This window comes from Streptomyces melanosporofaciens (assembly GCF_900105695.1).
GTDB lineage: Bacteria > Actinomycetota > Actinomycetes > Streptomycetales > Streptomycetaceae > Streptomyces > Streptomyces antimycoticus.
The window spans coordinates 7,125,644-7,149,225 of record NZ_FNST01000002.1 but is presented as its reverse complement, the minus strand read 5'-3'; the positions used below and the strand labels follow the sequence as shown (position 1 = coordinate 7,149,225).

General features: G+C 72.4%; 4 protein-coding genes and 1 pseudogene. All 5 read right to left on the bottom strand.

From position 1 onward, the window contains the following. Nucleotides 1–61: 61 nt before the first annotated feature. Nucleotides 62–4,999, bottom strand: coding sequence for a type I polyketide synthase (locus tag BLV72_RS33820; RefSeq protein WP_093467130.1), 4,938 nt, complete (start codon nt 4,997–4,999; stop codon nt 62–64). Beyond that, nucleotides 4,999–18,099: a type I polyketide synthase gene (locus tag BLV72_RS50375; protein ID WP_093467129.1), complete on the bottom strand. Its 13,101-nt coding sequence runs from the start codon at nt 18,097–18,099 to the stop codon at nt 4,999–5,001. Before BLV72_RS50375 ends, BLV72_RS33820 begins: the two co-directional genes overlap by 1 nt. A 137-nt stretch (nt 18,100–18,236) precedes the next feature. Continuing rightward, on the bottom strand, nt 18,237–19,211 hold the full coding sequence (gene rfbB, locus BLV72_RS33810) for a dTDP-glucose 4,6-dehydratase (RefSeq protein ID WP_093467127.1): 975 nt from the start codon (nt 19,209–19,211) through the stop codon (nt 18,237–18,239). 13 nt (nt 19,212–19,224) lie between these two features. Next, nucleotides 19,225–20,096, bottom strand: a pseudogene (gene rfbA, locus BLV72_RS33805) (glucose-1-phosphate thymidylyltransferase RfbA). Nucleotides 20,097–20,232: 136 nt separating this feature from the next. Beyond that, entirely contained in the window at nt 20,233–23,109 is a 2,877-nt protein-coding gene (locus BLV72_RS33800) for a helix-turn-helix transcriptional regulator (RefSeq protein ID WP_093467126.1), read from the bottom strand. Nucleotides 23,110–23,582 lie beyond the last annotated feature (473 nt).

Genomic DNA, 23,582 nt, shown 5'->3' with positions numbered 1-23,582 from the left:
GGTCGTCAGCTCCTCAAGAGGGCCGGAACGTCGGTGGCGGCCGGGGCGGTGGCGCGGCGGTTCATCGGGCCGTCAGATCCCGGCCCAGCAGCTCGAACATCCCGTCGAGCAGCTCGAACATCTCGTCGTCCGTGGCCGATTCGATGTCGTCCAGCTCCAGGGCGGCGAGGGTGGACTGGGCTCGCTCGAGCTCCGCGAGCGACGCGGTGTCCATGGACTCCTCGTCCGACGGCAGGAGTTCCTCCCGCAGCAGCCCGGCGAGGTCGTCGGCGGTCGGGTAGTCGAAGACGAGGGTGACCGGCAGCCGCAGCCCGGTGGCGGCGTTCAGCCGGTTGCGCAGATCGACCGCGGTGAGCGAGTCGAAGCCCAGCTCCTTGAAGGCCCGCCCGGTCTCGACCGCGCCCGCGTCGGCGTAGCCGAGGGCCGCGGCCGCCTGCTCGCTCACCAGCTCCACCAGGGCAATCTGGCGGTCGGCCTCGCTCAGCTCCACGAGCCGCTTGCGCAGCGCGGCGGCGCCACCGGCCTCCTCCCGCTCCGCCCCGGCCGGGTCCTGCCCGGTGGCGCCCGCCTCGGGGAGATCGGCGAGCAGCGGCAGCGGCCGGGTGGTGGACAGGGCGGGGGCGAAACGGCCCCAGTCGATGTCGGCGGCGACGAGGAATCCGTCGCCGTGCGCGACCGTCTGCCGCAGCAGTTCCAGGGCCCGCGCACCGTCGATGGGGGGCGCGCCGCGTCGTCGTAGCTGGTCCGCCACCTCGCCGTCGATCATTCCGCCGCCCGCCCAGGCGCTCCAGGCCACCGAGGTGGCGGGCAGGCCGTCCGCGCGGCGCAGTTGGGCGAGCGCGTCGAGATACGCGCTGGCCGCCGCGTAGTTGCCCTGTCCGGCGGCGCCCACGGTGCCGGCGATCGAGGAGAGCAGGACGAACGCGTCGAGGTCCAGGTCCCGGGTGAGCTCGTGCAGATGGCGCGCGCCCGCCACCTTGGGGCGCAGTACGGCCTCGATCCGCTCGGGGGTGAGCGCGTCGACGGTGGCGTCGTCCAGCGCGCCCGCGGCGTGCACCACGGCGGTCAGCGGATGGTCCGCGCCGTCACCGGTGACCGAGTCCAGCAGGTGTGCCAGCGCCGCGCGGTCGGCCACATCGCAGGCGGCGACGGTCACCTGGGCGCCGCGCTCGGTCAGTTCGGCCTTCAGCTCGGCCGCGCCCGGGGCCTGGGGCCCGCGGCGGCTGACGAGCACCACGTGTTCGGCGCCCTCGTGGACCAGTCCGCGGGCGATCTGGGCGCCGACACCGCCGGTCCCACCGGTGATCAGGACGGTGCCGCGGGGCTGCCAGCGCTCGGCCGAGGGGGTGGCGCCGGCCCGCCTGAGCCGCCGGGCGAGGGTGCCCGAGGCGCGGATGGCCAGTTGGTCCTCGCCGTCCTGGCCTGCCAGGGCGCGGGCGAGTGCCCGGAGGGAGCCCTCGTCGATCCTGGCGGGCAGATCGATCAGGCCACCCCAGCGCTGCGGGTGTTCCAGGGCGACCGCACCGCCCAGGCCCCAGACGAGGGCCTGGGCGGGGGCTTCGAGACGGTCGGCGCCACCCGCGGAGACCGCGCCGCGGGTGACACACCACAGGGGCGCGTCGAGGCCCGTGTCGCCCAGCGCCCGTACCAGGGCGAGGGTGGTGGCGAACCCGGTGGGGACGTCGGGGTGTGCCGGATGCGGTCCCTCGGCGAGGGCCAGCAGGGACACCACACCGCCGGGCGCCCCGGCTTCCCCGAGGGCCTCGGTGATGCGAGTGGCGAGCCGGGCGCGGTCGGTGTCGTCCGCCCCGATCCGCAGGGGGACGATCTCGGCACCGAGCGCGGCGAGTCCGGCGGTGATGGCATCCGTGTCGACGGCTCCGGCGGCCTCGGTGCTGGTGGCCCCGGTGTTGGCGGCGCCGGTGTTGGCGGCGCCGGTGTTGGCGGCGCCGGTGCTGTCGGGCATCGCCACCAGCCAGCGGCCGGTGAGCGCGGGGGTCGACGGTCCGTCGACCGGCTGCCAGCCGATGCGGTAGCGCCATGAGTCGAGCACCGCCTGGTCGCTCAGCCGGGACCGCCACGAGGAGAGCAGCGGAAGCACCTCGCTGAGCGGCGCGTCGGCACCGGTGCCCAGTGTGGCCGTCAGGGTGTCCAGGTCGGCGTTCTCGACCGCGGTCCAGAACGCCGCCTCCGCCGGGCCGGTGGCCGCCTCGGCGACGGGCCCGGTCTGGGGCTCGACCCAGTAACGGGCGCGCTGGAACGCGTACGTGGGAAGGTCGACGCGGCCGGCTCCGCGCCCGGCGAACAGCGCCCGCCAGTCCACCTCCGCGCCGTGGACGTACGCCTGGGCGAGCGAGAGCAGCATCCGCTCGGGGCCGCCCTCCTCACGGCGCAGGGTGCCGATGACGGCGGCCGCGCCGTCGGCGGCCTCGACGGTGGCCTCCATGGCGGCGGCCAGCACCGGGTGCGGGCTCACCTCCACGAACAGCCGGTGGCCGCTGGTGAGCAGCGCCCGGGTGGCCGTTTCGAGCCGCACGGTCTCGCGCAGGTTGCGGGCCCAGTAGGCGGCGTCGAGCCCGGCGGTGTCGAGGGGTTCACCGGTGACGGTGGAGTGGAAGACGATCCGGGAGGTGCGCGGACGGATGGGGGCGAGGATGTCCAGCAGCTCGTCGTGGATCTGCTCCACCTGGGCGGAGTGCGAGGCATAGTCCACCGGGATCAGCTTCGCCCGTACGTCCTCGGCCTCGCAGCGGGCCAGCAGCTCGTGCAGCGCCTCCGGTTCACCGGAGACCACCACCGCGCCGGGTCCGTTGACGGCCGCCACGGAGATACGGCCGTCCCAGGCGGTGATGCGCTCCCGCACCTCCTCGACCGGGAGCGAAACGGACATCATGCCGCCGTGTCCGGCAAGGCCCCGTGCGATGGCCTGCGACCGCAACGCCACCACCCGCGCACCGTCCTCCAAGGACAGCCCACCCGCCACCACCGCCGCAGCGATCTCACCCTGCGAATGCCCCACCACCGCAGCAGGCACCACACCGCATGCCCGCCACACCTCCGCCAACGACACCATCACCGCCCACAACGCCGGCTGCACCACATCCACCCGCCCCAACCCCGGACCCCCACCCCGCAACACCTCGACCAGCGACCACTCCACAAACCCCGACAACGCCACCTCACACTCCGCGATCCGCCCCGCGAACACCGGCGACGAATCCAGCAACTCCACCGCCATCCCCACCCACTGCGACCCCTGCCCCGGAAACACGAACACCGGACGGGCGTCGGTCGCCATCACTCCCTCGCCGCGCACCACCCCGGCGGACACCCCTCCGGAGGCCAACGCCTCCAGGCGGGCCAGCAGTTGGGAGCGGTCGGCGCCCACGACCGCGGCGCGGTATTCGAAGGCCGAGCGACCGGTGGCGAGCGCGTGGCCGACGTCGGCCGGGGACAGGCCGGGCCCCTCGTTCAGCCGCGCCAGCAACCGCTCCGCCTGCGCCCGCAGGGCCGCTTCGCTTCTGCCGGACAGCACCCAGGGGACGGCGGGGCCGCCGAGCGCGGTGCCATCGAGTGCGGGTGCGCCGTCTTCTTCGTCCTCCCCGGCGGCCGGGGCCTGTTCGAGGATGACATGGGCGTTGGTGCCGCTCACGCCGAACGCGGACACCCCGGCGCGGCGCGGGCGGCCACGCTCCGGCCACTCCTGGGCCTCGGTCAGCAGCTCGACCGCGCCGGAGGACCAGTTGACGGCCGGGGACGCCTGGTCGACGTGGAGTGTCCTCGGCAGCGTTCCGTGGCGCAGCGCCATCACCGTCTTGATGACCCCGCCGACCCCGGCCGCCGCCTGGGTGTGGCCGATGTTGGACTTGAGCGAGCCGAGCCACAGCGGATGACCCAAGGTGCGGCCCTTGCCGTAGGTGGCGAGCAGCGCGCCGGCCTCGATCGGGTCGCCCAGCGCCGTGCCGGTGCCATGGGCCTCGACGGCGTCGACGTCGTCCACCGTCAGCCCGGCGGCGGTCAGCGCCGCCTCGATGACGCGGCGCTGGGCCGGGCCGTTGGGCGCGGCGAGGCCGTTGCTGGCGCCGTCCTGGTTGATGGCGCTGGAGCGCAGGACGGCGAGGACCGGATGGCCGTTGCGGCTGGCGTCGGACAGCCGCTCCAGCAGCACCATGCCCGCGCCCTCGCCCCAGCCGGTGCCGTCGGCGCCCGCGGCGAAGGACTTGCAGCGGCCGTTGGCCGCCAGTCCGCGCTGGTGGCTGAACTCGACGAAGACACCGGGGGTGGCCATGACCGCCACCCCTCCGGCCAGCGCCAGCGAGCATTCGCCGCGGCGCAGCGCCTGGGCCGCAAGATGCATGGTCACCAGCGATGAGGAGCACGCGGTGTCCAGGGTGACGGCCGGTCCTTCGAGGCCGAGGGTGTAGGAGATGCGGCCGGAGGCGACGCTGGAGACGTTGCCGATCAGCAGATGGCCCTCGACGCTCTGCGGTGCGTACTGCGGGTCCCCGCCGTACTGGAACGAGGCGAGTCCCACATAGACCCCGGCGCTGCTCCCCTTCAGCGAGAGCGGGTCGATGCCCGCGCGTTCGATCGCCTCCCAGGACACTTCGAGCAGCAGCCGCTGCTGTGGGTCCATGGCCAGCGCCTCACGCGGGGAGATGCCGAAGAAGGCGGGGTCGAACTGGTCGGCGTCGTGGACGAATCCGCCTTCGCGGGTGTTGCAGGTGCCCGACCGGCCGGGATCCGGGTCGTAGAGTCCCTCGACGTCCCAGCCCCGGTTGCCGGGGAATTCCGAGATCGCGTCCCGGCCCTCGGCCACCAGCCGCCACAGGTCCTCCGGTGAGCGGACACCGCCGGGGAAGCGGCAGCCCATCGAGACGATGGCGATCGGCTCCCGCTCGTCGGCCTCGATCTGGTCCAGCCGCGCACGGGCCTGCTTGAGGTCGGAGGAGACCCGCTTGAGGTAGGTGAGGAGTTTCTCTTCGTTCTCGTTCGCCATCAGGAAGCCCCGAATTCGTTGTCGATGAAGTCGAAGACCTCGTCGGCGGTAGCGGAAAGGAGTTCGGTGTCGGGGGATGGGCCGCCGGTGTGCTCCACAGGCGTGCCGCCCAACTTCGCCATGAGGTCGCCGAGCCGTCCCGTCAGTCGCTCCCGGACTCCGTCGTCGGCGAGCAGCTCGGGCAGTGCGGACTCCCACCGGTCGAGGTCGTCGAGGAGGGTGAGCGCGTCCGTCGGCCGGGCCGACGGCAGCTCGCCGCGGAGGTACTCGGCCAGCGGCGCGGGGGCCGGATAGTCGAAGACGAGGGTGGCGGGCAGGTCGAGTCCGGTGACCGTGGCCAGCCGGTTGCGCAGTTCGACGGCGGTGAGCGAATCGAAGCCCAGCTCCTTGAACGGTCGGCCGCCGGCGACCGCGTCGGACGAGGAGTGGCCGAGTACGGCCGCCGCCTGGGCGTGCACCAGATCCCGCAGGGCCCGGTCCAGGCCCTCTCCCGACAGGCCCGCGAGGCTCTCCAGGAAGGTGCCCGCCACGCCGTCCGGCCCGCTGCCGTCGGGGGCGGCCGCCGTGGTGGCGAGGGCGTCGCGCACCTCCGGCAGTTCGCCGATCAGCGGCCGGGGGCGCGCCGCGGTGAAGCCGGGGACGAAGCGGTCCCAGCGCACATCGGCGAGGACGAGGGAGGTCTCGCCGGCGTGCAGTGCCTCGCCGAGCGCGGCCACCGCCAACGGCGGTGCCATCGCGGGCAGTCCGCGGCGACTGAGGTGCTCCGCCACCTCGCCGTGCTCGATCATCCCGTGGTCGGCCCAGGGGCCCCAGGCCACCGAGGTGGCGGGGAGGCCGCGTGCCGCGCGGTGCTCGGCGAGGGCGTCCAGGCAGGCGTTGGCGGAGGCGTAGGCGCTCTGTCCGCCACTTCCCCAGGTGGCGGCGATCGAAGAGAAGAGCACGAAGGCTTCGAGGTGGTCCTGGTCCAGCAGCTCGTCCAGATGGGCCGCGCCCAGGACCTTGCCGTCGGCCATCTCCGCGAAGTCGGCCACCGTACTGTCGGCGAGCTGGGCGAACTCCACGACGCCCGCGGCGTGGAAGACGGCGTGCACCGGGTCGCCCCCGGCGGTGGTCCGGCGCAGCAGCGCCGCCACCTCGTCGCGGTCGCGGACGTCGCACGCCGCCACCGTCACCCGCACACCGCCCTCGCCCAGCGCGGTCAGCTCGTCGCGCAGTTCCGCGGCACCGGGCGCCGCCAGGCCACGGCGGCTGGTGAGCACGAGATGTTCGGCGCCGGAGCGGGCCAGCCAGCGGGCGATCTGGGCGCCGAGCCCGCCGGTGCCCCCGGTGATCAGCACGGTGCCATGCGGCTTCCAGCTCTCGCGGCCCGGTGTGCGCAGCGGCGCCCGGACGAGTCGCCGGACGAACACCCCGGCATCGCGGAGGGCGAGTTGGTCCTCCGGACCGCTGTCGCCGACGATGCCGGAGAGCGCGGCACACAGCCGGTCGGCCGTCCGCTCGTCGAGGTCCCCGGGGAGGTCGACCAGACCGCCCCACCGCTGGGGGTGTTCCAGGGCCGCGACCCGGCCGAGGCCCCAGGTGGCGGCCTGTGCAGGGCTGCCGAGCGAATCGGATCCGCTCACCGACACGGCGCCGGCGGTGGCGAGCCACAGCGGTGCGGCGATCCCCGCGTCGCCCAGCGCCTGGATCAGCCCGACGTTGAGGGCCAGACCGGTGGTGAGCGCGGTGTGTTCGGGGTGCGGGCCGTCGTCGAGGGCGAGCAGCGAGAGCACACCGGCCGGGGTGCCCCCGGTGGCCACCGCCTGGCGCAGCCGCTCGGCGAGCGCGTCACGGCCGGTCGTGGACAGCGTGAGGGCTACGACGCGTGCGCCGCGCCGGTCGAGGGCGGAGGCCACGGCGGTGACCCGCGCACTGTCGGCCCGGCCCTCGGGCACGGCCAGCAGCCAGGTGCCGGACAGCGGCGCCGTACGTTCCTCGGCGGACACCGGGGACCAGGTGATCCGGTAGCGCCAGGAGTCCACGGTGGCGCGGTCACTCTGGCCCCGGCGCCAGGAGGAGAGCGCGGGCAGCAGCTCGCTGAGCCGCGTCTGCTGGTCGATCTCCAGGGTGGTGGTCAGCGCCTCCAGGTCCTCGCGCTCGACCGCCTCCCAGAAGCGTGCCTCCACGGCGGACGCGTCCGTGGCGGCGGCAGTCGGCGTTCCAGGCGTGGCGGGGTCGAACCAGTAGCGCTGCCGCTGGAAGGCGTACGTGGGCAGCTCCACCCGGCGCGCGCCGCGCCCGGCGAACACCCGCTCCCAGTCCACCTCGCCACCATGAGCGTGCACCTGGGCGACCCCGGCGAGAAGTGCCTCGACCTCGTCACGGTCCTTGCGAAGCAAGGGGACGAACGCGGCGGGGCCGGATACGCACTCCTGGCCCATGGCGGAGAGGACGCCCGCCGGGCCGATCTCCACATAGCGGGTGACACCCTGCCCTTCGAGGAACCGAATACCGTCCCCGAAACGCACCGCCTGCCGCACATGGCGCACCCAGTACTCCGGCGAGCACACCTCCTCGCCCGCCAACTCGCCCGTGACGTTCGAGACGATCGCCAGTCGCGGTGCGGAGTAGCCGATCCGGCCCGCCACCTCGGCGAACTCGGCCAGCATCCCCTCGATCAGCGGCGAGTGGAAGGCGTGCGAGACGCTCAGCCGCTTGCTCTTGACCCCCACCGCCTCCGCCACCGCCAGCACCGCCGACTCCGCACCGGAGATGACAGTCGCCGCCGGGCCGTTGACCGCGGCCACGCTCACCCGGTCCTCGTAACCGGCCAGATGCGGCAGCACCTCGGCCTCCGCGGCCTGGAGGGAGACCATCGCGCCGCCCTGGGGCAGCGCCTGCATCAGCCGACCGCGCGCGGCCACCAGCGCACACGCGTCCTCCAGCGAGAACACCCCCGCCACATGCGCCGCCGCCAGCTCCCCCACCGAATGCCCCACCACGAAATCCGGCGCGACACCCCACGACGCCACCAGCCGGAAGAGCGCCACCTCCACAGCGAACAACCCGGTCTGCGTGAACACCGTCCGGTCCAGCGCCTCAGCGTCCCCGCCGAAGACCACCTCCCGCACCGAACCCTCCAGATGGCGGTCCAGCTCCACGCACACCGCGTCGAACGCCGCCGCGAACACCGGGAACGCCGCGTACAACTCCCGTCCCATGCCGGGTCGTTGCGCGCCCTGCCCGGTGAACAGGAACGCCGTCCTGCCCTCCTCGCCGGCCACCGTGCCGGGGATGATGCCCGTGGCGAGCTGGTCCAGTCCGCTCAGCAGCTCCTCCCGGTCGCGGCCGACGACCGCCGCGCGGTGGCCGAAGGCGGACCGGGCCAGGGCCAGCGAGTAGCCCACATCCACCGGGTCGAGCTCCGGCCGGGCCGCCACGTGCGACCGCAGCCGCTCCGCCTGGGCGCGCAGCGCCACCTCGGTCCGGCCGGACACCACCCACGGCACCACATCGGTGCGCACCGACGGCTCCGGCTCCGGGTCGGCGGCGGGCTCGGCGGGCGGTTCCTCCAGGATGAGGTGGGCGTTGGTACCGCTGATGCCGAAGGCGGACACCCCGGCGCGGCGCACCCGCTCGCCCGCCGGCCAGTCCCTGGCCTCGGTCAGCAGCTCGACGGCTCCCGCCGTCCAGTCCACATGCGGGGTGGGCTCCTTGACGTGGAGTGTCCTGGGCAGCAGACCGTGGCGCAGCGCCATGACCATCTTGATGACACCGGCGCCACCGGCCGCGCCCTGGGTGTGGCCGATGTTGGACTTCAGCGCGCCCAGCCACAGCGGCCGTTCGGCCTCCCGGCCCTGGCCGTAGGTGGCCAGGATGGCCTGGGCCTCGATCGGGTCGCCGAGCGTGGTGCCGGTGCCGTGGGCCTCGACCGCGTCCACCTCGGCGGCCGACAGCCCGGCGTTCGCCAGCGCCTGCCGGATCACCCGCTGCTGGGACGGGCCGTTGGGGGCGGTGAGGCCGTTGCTGGCGCCGTCCTGGTTGACGGCTGAGCCGCGCACCAGCGCCAGCACCTCATGGCCGTTGGCCCGCGCGTCGGACAGCCGCTCCAGGAGCACCATACTGACGCCCTCGCCCCAGCTGGTGCCGTCGGTGTCGGAGGAGAACGCCTTCGACCTGCCGTCGGGGGCCAGGCCGCGCTGCCGGCTGAACTCGATGAACAGGCTCGGCGTGGACATCATCGTCGTGCCGCCCGCCAGCGCCATCGAGCATTCGCCCTGGCGCAGCGCCTGCGCCGCCTGGTGGATGGCGACCAGGGAGGAGGAGCACGCGGTGTCGATGGTGAGTGCCGGGCCCTCCCAGCCGAGGGAGTAGGCGATACGGCCGGAGACCACGCTGGCGGCCTTGCCGGTCAGCAGATACCCCTCCATGTCCTCGGGGATCTCGCCGAGCCCCGAGGCGTAGTCCTGGCCGGTGGAACCGATGAACACGCCGCCGGTGCCGCCCCGCGTGGTGTGCGGGTCGATCCCGGCGCGCTCCAGCGCCTCCCAGGAGGTCTCCAGCAACAGCCGCTGCTGGGGGTCCATGGCGAGCGCCTCGCGCGGGGAGATTCCGAAGAACTCGGGGTCGAAGTGGTAGGCGTCGTAGAGGAAGCCGCCCTCCTTGGCGTAACTCCTGCCCGGCGTATCGGGGTTGGGGTCGTACAGCTCCTCGACGTTCCAGCCGCGGTCGGCCGGGAAGGACGAGATCACATCGCGGCCGTCCGCCACCAGCTCCCACAGCTCCTCGGGGCCGCGGACCCCGCCCGGCAGCCGGCAGCTCATGGCCACGATGGCGATCGGATCGTCGTCGGCGGGCCGGACGGCGGCCACCACGGCTGCCACCTCCTCCCGCTCGCCCAGCGCCTCGCGCCGCAGATGGTCCACCAGCACGGCGGGGGTCGGATAGTCGAAGAGGAGGGTGGTCGGCAGCCGCAGCCCGGTGGCGGCGCCCAGCCGGTTGCGCAACTCCACTGCCGTCAGGGAGTCGAAGCCGACCTCCCGGAAGGCGCGGGTGGCCTCGATGTCCTCCGGGGCGGCGAGGCCCAGAACGGCCGCCGCGTGTTCCCGCACCAGGTCCAGCAGGAACGGATCCCGGTCGGCCGCCGCCAGGGCGGCCAGCCGACGGCCGAGCGAACTCTCCTCGGTTTCCGCGGCCCCGCCGCCGCCACCGGCCCGTACCACCCGGCGGACCGGCGTCCTGACCAGGCCGCGCAGATACGCGGGTACGGCGTCCTGGCCGGGGGTGCCGCTCGTGGCCCGCCTGCGCAGATCCGCCAGATCGAGCCGGACGGGCACCAGAGTGGCGTCCCCGGCCGTCCGCGCGGCGTCGAAGAGTTCCATGCCCTCCGCACTGGGGAGCGGACGGATACCGGAGCGCGCCATGCGCCGCACATCGGTGTCGGCGAGGTGGCCACTCATGCCGCTGCGCTGCTCCCACAGGCCCCAGGCGAGGGACTGGGCGGCCAGGCCGCGGGCCCTGCGGTGCTGGGCGAGGGAGTCCAGGAAGGCGTTGGCGGCGGCGTAGTTGGCCTGTCCGGCGTTGCCGATGGTGGCGACGACGGAGGAGTAGAGGACGAACGCGGCCAGGTCGTGGTCCGCGGTCAGCTCATGCAGATTCCATGCGGCGTCCACCTTGGGCCGCAACACCCGGTCGAGCCGCTCGGGGTTCAGCGCGTCCACGACGCCGTCGTCGAGCACCCCCGCCGCGTGGATCACCGCGGTCAGCGGATGCGCGGCGGGTATCGCGCCGAGCAGCCCGGCGAGCGCCTCCCGGTCGGCCGTGTCGCAGGCGGCGACGGTGACGGTGGCGCCCAACTCGACTAGTTCCGATCGGAGTTCGGCCATGCCCTCGGCGGCGGGCCCGCGCCGGCTGGTCAGCAGCAGATGCCGTACGCCGTGCTCGGTCACGAGGTGGCGGGCGAGGAGCCCGCCGAGGGTGCCGGTGGCGCCGGTGACGAGAACGGTGCCCTCGGGGTCCAGCCGCCGGTGGGCGTCGGGGGCCTCGGTGAGCCGTGCGTCGTCGGCCTCGGCAGCCGTGACCCCCATAGCCACCCGGCCCAGCCGGGGTACCCGCGCCCGGCCCTCGCGCACCGCGCACTGCGATTCGCCGGAGGCCACCGCGCCCGGGAGGGCGTCGGCCGACTCCGGGTGGCCGTCGAGGTCGACGAGGACGAAGCGTCCGGGGTGCTCCGACTGCGCCGAGCGCACCAGCCCCCATACGGCGCCGTGTGCCACATCGGGCACCTCTTCGCCGGGGACGGCCGCGACCGCGCCCCGGGTGACGAACACCAGCCTGGAGGAGGCGAGGCGCTCATCGGAGATCCACCGCTGGATGAGTGCCAGCACGCGGTGGGTGGCCGCGTGGGCCGCCTCCGCCACGTCCCCGTCCCCCTCGGCGGTGCGAGTGCACGGCACCAGCACCGCGTCCGGCACGTCCTCCGCCGCCTCGTCGTAAGGCACCGCGTCCACGGCCGAGGAGAGCCCGAGCGGATCGTCGCCGAGCACCGCCCAGGTCGCCGGGGCCACGCTGGTGTCCGCGGCGGGCGCGGCGGGCCACTCCAGGCGGAACAGCGAAGGGTGGAGGGCGGAGCGGCCGCCGATCGGTTCGGGCGTGTCCACCGTGCGCAGTGCGAGCCGGTCCACCGAGACCACCGGGGCGCCGCTCGGGTCGGCAGCGGCCACCGCGTAGGTGTCGCCACCGGCCGGTGTCAGCCGTACCCGCAGCGCCGTGGCGCCCGTGGCGTGCAGTACGACACCGCTCCATGAGGAGGCCAGCCGTGCCCCGCCACCGTCGCCCGGGGCCGCCACCGCGTCGAGCACCGACTCCAGCAGCACCGGGTGCAGACCGTAGCGCTGGGCGTCGGCCTCCTCGGCCTCGGTCAGCTCCACTTCGGCGTAGAGGTCCTCACCGAGCCGCCAGGCCGCGACGGCGCCTCCCGCCACCTCCACCGGGACCGCGTCGGCCGGGGGCCACACGGCGAGGCCCAGGTCCGCGACCGGCGCCCCGGTGCCCAGGACCGCGGTGGCGTACCGCGTCCACGGCTCGTCGGAGTCCGCGCCTTCGGCGCGCGCGTAGACGCTGAGCGCGCGCAAGCCGCCACCGTCCGGGGCGCCGATGCGCATCTGGATCACCGCGGCGCCCTTCTCGGGCAGCACCAGCGGCGCGTCCAGGGAGAGTTCCTCGATCCGGTCGCAGCCGACCTGGTCGCCCGCCCGGATCGCCAGTTCGGCGAGGGCGCTGCCGGGGAGCACGGCCGCGTCCGGGCCGGTGCGCTCGGTCAGCCAGGGGTGGTCCTGTGCGGAGATCCGGCCGGTGAACAGATGGTCGTCCGCCCCGGCCAGCGGGACCGCCGCGCCGAGCAGCGGATGCCCGGCCGCGTCGAGTCCGGCGGCGGCCACATCGCTCGCCGCGACCGGCTTGTCCAGCCAGTACCGCTGCCGCTGGAACGGATACGTCGGCAGCTCCACGTCCGGTGTGCCGCGCTCCGGGCCGCCCGCGAACACGGTGTCCCACGACGGCTCGACACCATGCACATACGCCTCGGCGAACGAGCCGGCGAAGCGCTCCGGGTCGCCCTCGTCCCGGCGCAGCGTGCCGACGATGGCGGCGGCGTTGCCACCGGCGTCCTCGACGGTCTGCTGGAGCGACATGGCGAGCATGGGGTGCGGAGCGCACTCGATGAACGCGGTGTGGCCGTCGGCCAGCAGCGCCCGGGTGGCCCGCTCGAAGTCCACCGGCTCGCGCATGTTCCGGTACCAGTAGTCGGTGTCCAGCTCCGTGGTGTCCAGCGGCCCGCCGGTCACCGTGGAGTAGTAGGCGATCCGCGAGGCGCGCGGCCGCACCCCCGCCACCTCGCGCAGCAGCCGCTCGCGCAAGCCGTCGACCTGCGGGGAGTGCCCGGCGGTGTCCACGCCCGGCACCCGGCGGGACTTGACCCCGTCGGCGGCGAGCTCGGCCATGAAGGCGTCAAGGGCCTCCGGGTCGCCGGAGACGGTCACGGTCGCGGGGCTGTTGACGGCGGCGATGCCGAGCCGTTCGCTCCACGACCGAAGCCGCTCGGCGACCGTCTCGGCCGACGCGAGCACCGAGAGCATGCCGCCCTTGCCGCTCAGTTCGGCCCATGCCTGGCTGCGCCGGGCCACCACCTTGGCGGCGTCCTCCAGCGAGAGGGCTCCGGCCACATACGCGGCGGCGATCTCGCCCTGCGAATGGCCCACCACCGCGGCCGGTTCGACGCCGTACGAGCGCCACAGCGCGGCCAGCGAGACCATCACCGCGAACAGCGCGGGCTGCACCACATCGATGCGGGACAGCGACGGGGCGCCCGGCTCACCGCGCAGCACCTCGCGCAACGACCAGTCCAGGAACGGCTCCAGGGCGTCGGCGCACTCCTCCAGCCGCTCCGCGAAGACGGGCGAGGCGTTCCACAGCGGGAGCGCCATCCCGATCCACTGCGAGCCCTGCCCGGGGAAGACGAACACGGTCTTCCGACGGCCGCCCGCCGTGCCCTCGACCACATGGGGCGCCGGGGTGCCCTGCGCGAGGGCGCCGAGCCCGTCCAGGAGCCGCTCCCGGTCCCGGCCGAGGATCACCGCCCGGTGGCCGAAGGCCGTCCGGGTGGTGGCGAGGGCGCGGCCGAGTGCGGCGAGGTCGGTGCCGGGGTGGTCGGCGAGGTGGTCGCGCAGCTGCTGGGCCCGGGTCCGCAGCGCCTGTTCGGTGCGCCCGGTCAGCACCCAGGGCAGCACGGGCAGGCTCGGGCCCGCGGGACGGGGTTCCTCCGAGGTGGCGGCCGGTTCGGCCGGGGCCTGTTCCAGGATGGCGTGGGCGTTGGTGCCGCTGATGCCGAAGGACGAGACGCCCGCGCGCCGCGGCCGCGCGGTCTCCGGCTCCGGCCACGGCCGGGCCTCGGTCAGCAGCTCCACGGCCCCGGACGTCCAGTCGACATGCGGCGAGGGCTCGTGTACGTGCAGGGTCTTGGGGAGCGTGCCGTGGCGCAGCGCCATCACCATCTTGATGACCCCGGCCACGCCCGCGGCCGCCTGGGGGTGGCCGACGTTGGACTTCAGCGAGCCGAGCCACAGCGGCCGGTCCTCGGGGCGGTCCTGGCCGTACGTGGCGAGCAGGGCGCCGGCCTCGATGGGGTCGCCGAGCGAGGTGCCGGTGCCGTGTGCCTCGACCGCGTCCACATCGGCCGTGGTGAGCCCGGCGTCGGCCAGCGCCTGCCGGATGACGCGCTGCTGGGCCGGTCCGCTCGGGGCGGTGAGGCCGTTGCTCGCGCCGTCCTGGTTGGTGGCGGAGCCACGGACCAGCGCCAGCACCCGGTGGCCGTTGCGCCGCGCGTCCGACAGCCGCTCCAGCAGCACCATGCCCACGCCCTCGCCCCAGCCGGTGCCGTCGGCGTCGGACGAGAACGCCTTGCAGCGGCCGTCGGGCGACAGCGCCTTCTGGCGGCTCAGCTCCACGAAGATCCCGGGGCTGGACATCACGGTGGCGCCGCCGGCCAGCGCCAGCGAGCACTCGCCCGCACGCAGCGACCGTACGGCCATGTGCAGGGCCACCAGGGACGACGAGCACGCCGTGTCCACGGTGACCGCCGGGCCCTCGAGGCCCCAGGTGTAGGCGATCCGGCCGGAGGCGACGCTGGTGGTGCCGCCGGTCAGCAGATAGCCCTCGAACCCCTCCGACGCCTCGTCCATCCGCGGCCCGTAGTCCTGCGGCATGGTGCCGACGAAGACGCCGGCGTCGCTGCCCTTGAGCGTGGTGGGGTCGATCCCGGCGCGCTCGAACGCCTCCCACGCGGTCTCCAGGAGCAGCCGCTGCTGGGGGTCCATCGCCTGGGCCTCGCGGGGGCTGATGCCGAAGAAGGCCGGGTCGAACTGGTCGGCCTCGTAGAGGAATCCGCCCTCGCGCACATAGCTGGTGCCGTGGCGGGCCGGGTCCGGGTCGTAGAGCCCCTCCAGGTCCCAGCCCCGGTTGGCGGGGAAGCCCGCGATGGCGTCCCGGCCCTCGCCGACCAGCTGCCACAGCTGCTCGGGCGTGCGCACCCCGCCGGGGAGACGGCAGCTCATCGCCACGATGGCGATCGGGTCGTCGTGGCCGGTGGCGCGCCGGGCGGTGGCCGGACGCGGGGCCGTGGCCGCCGCCGTCCGGGAGCCCACCGCCACGTCCTGCACGTGGCGGGAGAGGGCCAGCGGGGTGGGGTGGTCGAAGAGGACGGTCCCGGCGAGCCGTGTTCCGGTGGCGGTGCTGAGCAGGTTGCACAGCTCGACGGACATCAGCGAGTCGAAGCCGAGATCCTTGAAGATCTTCTCGGGGTCGACGGTGTCGGGGCCCCGGGAGCCCAGCACCCAGGCGGTGTGGGTACGGACCAGCTCCAGCGCCACCCGCTCGCGCTCGGCGGGGTCGGTCAGAGCGGCGAACTCCTCGCGCCAGGAGAGGGGTTCACCGGTGGCGGCCTCCTCGATTCCGGGAAGGTCGCTGTCCAGCCAGTAGCGCTGCCGCTGGAAGGCGTACGTGGGCAGCTCCACCCGACGCGCCCCCCGTCCGGCGAACACCCGCTCCCAGTCCACCTCGCCACCATGAGCGTGCACCTGGGCGACCCCGGCGAGAAGTGCCTCGACCTCGTCACGGTCCTTGCGAAGCAAGGGGACGAACGCGGCGGCGGCCTCGGATACGCAGTCCCGGCCCATGGCGGAGAGCACACCGGCCGGGCCGATCTCCACATAGCGGGTGACACCCTGCCCTTCGAGGAACCGAATACCGTCCCCGAAACGCACCGCCTGCCGCACATGGCGCACCCAGTAATCCGGCGAGCACACCTCCTCGCCCGCCAACTCGCCCGTGACGTTCGAGACGATCGCCAGTCGCGGTGCGGAGTAGCCGATCCGGCCCGCCACCTCGGCGAACTCGGCCAGCACCCCCTCGATCAGCGGCGAGTGGAAGGCGTGCGAGACGCTCAGCCGCTTGCTCTTGACCCCCACCGCCTCCGCCACCGCCAGCACCGCCGACTCCGCACCGGAGATGACAGTCGCCCCGGGGCCGTTGACCGCGGCCACGCTCACCCGGTCCTCGTAGCCGGCCAGATGCGGCAGCACCTCGGCCTCCGCGGCCTGGAGGGAGACCATCGCGCCGCCCTGGGGCAGCGCCTGCATCAGCCGACCGCGCGCGGCCACCAGCGCACACGCGTCCTCCAGCGAGAACACCCCCGCCACATGCGCCGCCGCCAGCTCCCCCACCGAATGCCCCACCACGAAATCCGGCGCGACACCCCACGACGCCACCAGCCGGAAGAGCGCCACCTCCACAGCGAACAACCCGGTCTGCGTGAACACCGTCCGGTCCAGTGCCTCAGCGTCCCCGCCGAAGACCACCTCCCGCACCGAACCCTCCAGATGGCGGTCCAGCTCCACGCACACCGCGTCGAACGCCGCCGCGAACACCGGGAACACGCCGTACAGGTCACGCCCCATGCCCAGCCGCTGGGCACCTTGGCCGGTGAACAGGAACGCCGTCCCACCGCGGCCCGCCACCGTGACCGGGGCCACGCCCGTGGCCAGTTCGTCGAGGCCCCTCAGCAGCTCGTCCCGGTCGCGGCCGACGAGCGTCGCCCGATGGCCGAAGGCGGACCGGCTCAGCGCGAGCGAATGGCCCACATCCACCGGATGGAGCTCCGGCCGCGCCGCCAGGTACGACCGCAGCCGCCGCGCCTGAGCCCGCAGCGCCACCTCACCGCGGGCCGAGAGCAGCCAGGGCACCACGTCGAGGTCCATCGGCCGTTCCGCGGCCGGCTCTTCGGCGGGTGCCTGCTCCAGCACCATGTGCACATTGGTGCCGCCCATGCCGAACGAGCTGACGCCCGCGAGCCGTGGGGAGTCCGCCTCCGAAGCCCAGGGGGCGAGGGCTGTCTGGACCGTGATTCCCAGGGTGTCCAGGGGGATGGCGGGGTTCGGTGTCTCGTAGTTGAGGCTCGGGAACAGTTCGCGGTGGGTGAGCGAGAGCAGCGTCTTGATGAGGCCGGTGATTCCGGCGGCGCCTTCGAGGTGGCCGACGTTCGTCTTGGCGGAGCCGACGCGCAGGGGCGCGCCGTGCGCCCTGCCGGCGCCCAGGACCGCGCCGAGCGCCTCGGCCTCGACCGGGTCGCCTACCTTGGTGCCGGTGCCGTGCAGTTCGACGTACTGGACCCGGGCGGGGTCGACTCCGGCGCGCTCGTAGGCGGCGCGCAGCATGGCCTCCTGCCCGTGGGCCGCGGGGGTGGTGAGGCTGCTGCCGCCGCCGTCGTTGTTGGCCTCGGAGCCGCGGATCACGCCCAGTACGGGGTCGCCGTCGCGGCGGGCGTCCGCGAGCCGCTTGAGCACGACGAGGCCGCCGCCCTCACCGCGGACATAGCCGTTGGCGCGGGCGTCGAAGGTGAAGGAGCGGCCGTCCGGGGAGAGCGCGCCGAACCGGGAGGCGGCGATGAAGCTGTCGGGGGCGAGGTTGAGCTGGACGCCGCCGGCGACGGCGGTCTCGGTCTCGCCGCGCCGCAGGCTCTCGCAGGCCAGGTGGACGGCGGCCAGGGACGAGGACTGCCCGGTGTCCACGGCCACGCTGGGGCCGCGCAGTCCCAGGGCGTAGGAGACCCGGTTGGCGATGATGCCGCGGTTCAGGCCGGTGAGGGTGTGCTGGGTGATGGCGGCCGGGTCGCGGCGGTGGACCAGTGTCGCGTAGTCGTCGGCGATCGCGCCGATGAAGACGCCGGTGCGGCTGCCTTCGAGGTGCGCGGGGACGAGTCCGGCGTTTTCCAGGGCCTCCCAGCACAGTTCCAGTGCGAGCCGTTGCTGGGGGTCCATCGCCAGTGCCTCGCGGGGTGAAATCCCGAAGAACTCCGGATCGAACTCGGCTGCGGTTTCGACGAACCCGCCGAATCGAATGCCGGCGTCCCGGAGCTCATCGGCATACCGGTCCGCCGGAATCTTTGTGATGGCGCTCTCTCCATTGCGCAGCAACTGCCAGAACTCATCCGGTGTCGATGCGCCCGGTACGCGACATGCCATACCGATGACCGCGATGTGCCCGTGCCGCACCAGGGAGTTCTCCGACATCACGACCTCAGACTCTTCTCTCGGTGGAGATACGACGCGACTGGACTGACCATGATCCGGAAGTCGACGGTATGGGCTCGGGAGTCGCCTCAACCACCCCTAACCGTCGGCACCCCTAACCGTGGGCATAGGGGTGGTCACCTCTTCTTGAGAGGCTCCCACCAACCGCGGTGTGCCATGTACCACTTGGCGGTTTCCGCGAGGCCGTTCTCGAACGACATCTCGGGGCGGTAGCCCAGTTCGGCGGAGATTTTCGCGATGTCCACCGAGTAACGGCGGTCATGGCCCTTGCGGTCGGGCACCCTCTCGACCATCGACCGGTCGGCGCCGAGGAGTTCGAGCAGCCGTTCCGTGAGGTCCAGATTGGTCAGTTCGGTGCCGCCGCCGATGTTGTAGACCTCTCCCGGGCGGCCGTTCTCGGCGACCAGGGCGATACCGCGGCAGTGGTCGTCCACATGCAGCCAGTCACGGACGTTTCCGCCGTCGCCGTAGAGCGGCACCGGTGTGCCGTCCATGAGGTTGGTGACAAAGAGCGGAATGACCTTCTCGGGATGCTGGTACGGGCCGTAGTTGTTGGAGCAGCGGGTCACACAGACGGGCAGTCCATGGGTGCGGTGGAAGGCCCTGGCCAGCAGATCGGAGGACGCCTTGGAAGCGGAATACGGTGAGTTGGGCTCCAGCGGTGCCTCCTCGCGCCAGGAGCCGCTTTCGATGGAGCCGTAGACCTCGTCCGTGGAGACATGGACGAATTTTCCGACCTCCGCGTTCGCGGCCGCGTTGAGGAGGGTGTGCGTGCCCAGCACATTGGTGCGCACGAATTCCTCGGCCCCGGATATCGAGCGGTCGACATGCGATTCCGCGGCGAAGTGGACCACCAGATCGGTGCCGCGCAGCAGCTCGCCGATGAGCTCGCCGTCGCAGATGTCGCCGCGGACGAAGCGCAGCCGGGGGCTGTCGGCGACCTCGGCCAGGTTGGCCTCGTTGCCCGCGTAGGTGAGCTTGTCGACCACCACGACCTGGGCGTCCGCCCAGGCCCCGTACGCCCCTGTCAACGTCTGCCGGACGAAGTGGGAGCCGATGAAGCCCGCGCCGCCGGTCACAACTATGCGCACTGGAGACAACCCTTCAGCGATGATTGGCCGCGATATCCATCAGATATTTTCCGTACTCCGTCTTGCCGAGTTCCGCACCGAGCTCATAGCAGGCGGCCGCGTCGATGAAACCCATGCGGAAGGCGATCTCCTCGAGACAGGCGATCCGCACTCCCTGGCGCTGTTCCAGAAGCTGCACATACTGGCCCGCCTGCAGCAGCGAGTCATGAGTTCCGGTGTCCAGCCAGGCGAATCCGCGGCCGAGCCCGACCAGCCTGGCCTTTCCGCGCTCCAGATAGACGCGATTGACGTCCGTGATCTCCAGTTCGCCGCGCGCGGAGGGCTGTACGTTCTTGGCGATGTCCACGACGTCGTTGTCGTAGAGATACAGGCCGGTGATCGCCAGATTGGATCGGGGGGCGGCCGGCTTCTCCTCGAGGGAGATCAGCCGGCCCTGCTCATCCATTTCCCCGACACCATAGCGCTCGGGTCCTTGACTCCGTAGCCGAAGAGCACACAGCCGTCGACATGGCTCGCCTCGTTGTGCAGCATCTTCGAAAACCCGGGCCCGTGGAAGATGTTGTCGCCGAGGACCAGTGCCACCTGGTCGTCGCCGATGAACTCGGATCCGATGATGAATGCCTCGGCGATGCCATTGGCATCGGGCTGTTCGGCGTACTCGATCGAAAGGCCCAGCCGGCGGCCGTCGCCGAGGAGCGCACGGAACAGTCCCACATGGAGCGGGGTGGAAATGATCTGGATTTCCCTGACGCCGCCGAGCATGAGCACCGACAGCGGGTAATAGATCATCGGCTTGTTGTAGACAGGAAGGATCTGCTTCGACACCGCATGTGTCAAAGGATGCAGTCGGGTACCGCTTCCTCCGGCGAGGACTATGCCCTTCATGCGGCCAGAAGCTATCAACGCCGTCGGCCCGCGCTCCAGGCCTGCCGCGGCGATAGGGGGGTAATCAGGGGTGGTCATGGAACAGGGGTGGCATCGTGCCGCCACCCCTTCCGCGGGACCTCGCCCCCGTCAGCGCTCAGGCGATTTCATCCACCTGGGCCCGCAGCGCGGTCGGCAGCTGCTGGCGACTCCTGATATTCAGCTTGCGGTACACCCGCGTCAAATGCTGCTCAACTGTGCTGATGGTGATGAACAGGCTGGCGGCTATTTCCCGGTTCGTATAACCGTCCACCGCCAGGGCGGCGACCCGGGCCTCGGATTCGCTGAGCTTCGTCCCCATGGACGGCGGCACCGCCGGTTTCGGGCCGAGCGGTCCGGACACCGGCCGTACCACCGGCCGTGGATCGCGGGTCTCCAGACCGGAGTCGAGGCGGATCCGGTCACACAGCTCCTCGGCCCCGCACTCCTTGGCCATCCGCCAGGCCCGGCCGGTGATGGCGTCGGCCCGTCCGAGCTCCCCGGAGCCGCGCAGCGTACGACCCAGATCGTCCAGCGCCCGGGCCAGTTCGAGGCGGTCGCCGGAGCACTGCAGCTCCTCCACGGCCTGGCCGAGCAGCCGGGACCGGTTGTCGATGTCGCCCGCGGCGGCGAGTAACCGCAGGGAGACGCCGCGGACCCGGGAGTCCCCGGCGCCGTTCCTGGCCAGCTGCTCGGAGACCAGGTTCGCGGCCTTCTCCCGGTCGCCGAGCTCCAGCCATGCCTCGGCCGCGTCGGAGCGCCAGGGCAGCAGCGCGGGCTGGTCGAGCTCCCAGAGCTGGGCGAGCCGGCCGGCCATCAGGAATTCGCCGAGGGCCGCGTTGATGCGGTTGGTGGCCAGGTAGTAGCGGCCCCGGGCGCGGGTGTAGCCGAGTCCGTAGATGCTCTTGAACAGCGCCTCGGGGACCGGACGGCTGAGCTGCCGCGCCGCCGCGTCATACTTGCCCATCGCCGTGTACGCGAGGATCTGGCTGGCCAGGGGGCCGCCGATGAAGACGCTTCCGTCGCTGCCGGGCACGATGTCCAGGGCGATGGTGGCATAGGCGGCCGACTCCACGAGGTTGCCCTGCCGCAGGGCGATCTCGGCCCGGATCGAGGCGAAGATGGCGCGCCAGCCCGGTGCCCGGCGCCGCTCGGCCTCCTCCATCAGCGAATCGCACCACGGGGCGGCCTTGTCCGGGCGGCCCGCGTACACCAGCGCGTTCACCGAGTTGACGATGGGTTCGAAGGTGGCGTCGGTGAGCGGCGAGACCTCGAGCACCTTCTCCGCCGCTGCGACCGGCGACTCCTCGCTCCCCCCGCGGCCGAAGAAACCGCTGAACGCCGCCGTGATCGTCGACAGCGAGGAGGGTCTGCGGGATCCGAGCGGGCTACGGGAGGCCCCGCCGTCCTCGCCCTGGCGCGCCGCCGCCCCGGGGCCGCGGTCCGGCGCACCGGAGTCCTGGGCCCAGCGGGCGGTCATCCGGAACTGGGCCATCGAGGTGGGTCCCGCGTCGCTCATGACGGCGTTGAGCCGGCCGATGGCGCCGCGCGCCTCCTCGATCCGGCCATGGGCGAGCAAGAGTTCGATCAGTCGTCCGATATGGGCGGCGGGCAACCGGTCGGCGCACAGCGCGGCGAGCGGCTCCTCCAGCATCCGCTCGGACGCCGAGGGGTTGAGCCGCCACATGATCCCGGCGGTGCCGATCCTGATGCCGGCCCGCAGCTCCTCGTCCTGGCAGGCCACGTACGCCAACTCCAGGCAGGCGACCGCCAGTTTGGCGTCGTCCTCGGCGAGCGCCTGCTGCGCGGCGTCCCGCAGCAGCGGCACCGCCCAGGGCTCGTCGGTGCCCTGGGCGGCGAGCAGATGGCGGGCCACGGCGAGGGTGCCCCCGCCGCCCTGGTGCAGCAGGACGGCGGCACGGCGGTTCATGTCCAGCCGGACCTCGGGGTCCATGTCCTCCAGCACCGCGGCCTCTACATACGGGTGGCGGAAGGCGAGACCGTCGACGAGGCCCGCCGCGTCCAGCGCGGCGATTCCGCGGCGGGTTCCGGCGGAGCCGATGCGCAGCAGCCGTCCGAGGAGTTCGGGGGATGCGGAGGCGCCGAGCACCGCGATGCCCTCGGCGAGCCGGGAGACGGTGCGCCCGCTGCGGTAGACACAGGTGAGCACGGCCTGGACGAACATGTCACCCACCACGGGTTCCACGGCGTTACCGTGCCGTGGGGGCGCTCCGGCGGTGCGGTAATCGTCTATCACCGCGCGTAGCAACAACGGATTACCGCCGCTCACCTCGTACCAGGTGTAGGCCACATCGGCCGAATCCGGGAGCCCCAGACGGGTGGTCAGCAGATGCGTGGTCTCCTCCCAGGACAGCCTCTCCAGCCGCAGCCGCTGGAAATTGGGTTGACGCAGCAGTTCGGTATTGAAGACCGCGTCTTTCTGGTCGCTGTCCGTCGCCTGTGCGAACACCATGAGTAGTTTGGCGGAGCGTGAACGGGTCGCCAGGTACAGCAGATACTGAAGTGACTCCGCGTCGACGAGCTGGAGTTCGTCGACGCAGATCACCACCGGTTCGCGTGAGGCGAGTTCATACAGCGCGGCACGGAACTCCCGGGCGGCCTGAATATGCGGCGGGGTCACGCCGGCGTGGTCGCCACCAGGGGTTTCACGGGACTGTGAGGCGTCGAGGGCGCCCTGGTCGAGCGCCTTGCGCAGATGGTCGGCGGTCGCCTTGGGCAGCCGGGGCGAGTCCAGAAGCTGGCGCAGTGTGCCGAGCGGAGCCCGGTCGGCGGACGTTCCGTAAGCCTTGAGGACAAGGGCTCCGGCCTTCGCCGCATGGGCCGTGACGGCTTCGAGTGTATGGGTCTTGCCGCATCCGACCGCGCCCTCGACGAGCACGATGCCCGCTTCCCCGGAGAGGCATCGGGAAAACGCCCGACGAAGCCTCTCGAATTGTGCGTCGAATTGTCTGGCTCTGGCCGATGAAAATACCATTGCTCGCACCCCGAATGCGACGCGAAGCACTGCTCACGGCAGCCCGAACGACCTCCAGCAAGCTATACGACCACCGGCCACGCCACCATCGCCGCACGTAAAATCATCGTTAACGAATTACCAATTCTGAGCGGACTGCCCGACGATCGACGAAATCGATGCGATCGAGCCGGCCCCTACGTGGGGCAACACCGCGAAGCCGAAGTGCACCAACACCCTGACAACCCTGCGCCACCCCCGTTCACGTGGGCATTTGTTCGGAGCGGCCAGCATACACGAGACCCCCTAGCAGGACCCGGGATAACCCATGACATCCTTGACTTCGACACCAAGTGGTCATCCATTGAGGCACCACGGACCCCCTTCGAACATTTATTTGCCCGTTTTGATCGCTAATGCGATTCTTATGTCTGTTGCCGCTGGTAACCGCAAGCGATTCGCCGGGAATTCTCATGCCATAAAGCGGACAGAGG

What these genes read in the sequence shown, in the direction of transcription:
- BLV72_RS33820 (WP_093467130.1), bottom strand. Translation starts at nt 4,999, where the DNA reads ATGGCGAACGAGAACGAAGAGAAACTCCTCACCTACCTCAAGCGGGTC.
- BLV72_RS50375 (WP_093467129.1), bottom strand. Translation starts at nt 18,099, where the DNA reads ATGTCGGAGAACTCCCTGGTGCGGCACGGGCACATCGCGGTCATCGGT.
- BLV72_RS33800 (WP_093467126.1), bottom strand. Translation starts at nt 23,109, where the DNA reads ATGGTATTTTCATCGGCCAGAGCCAGACAATTCGACGCACAATTCGAG.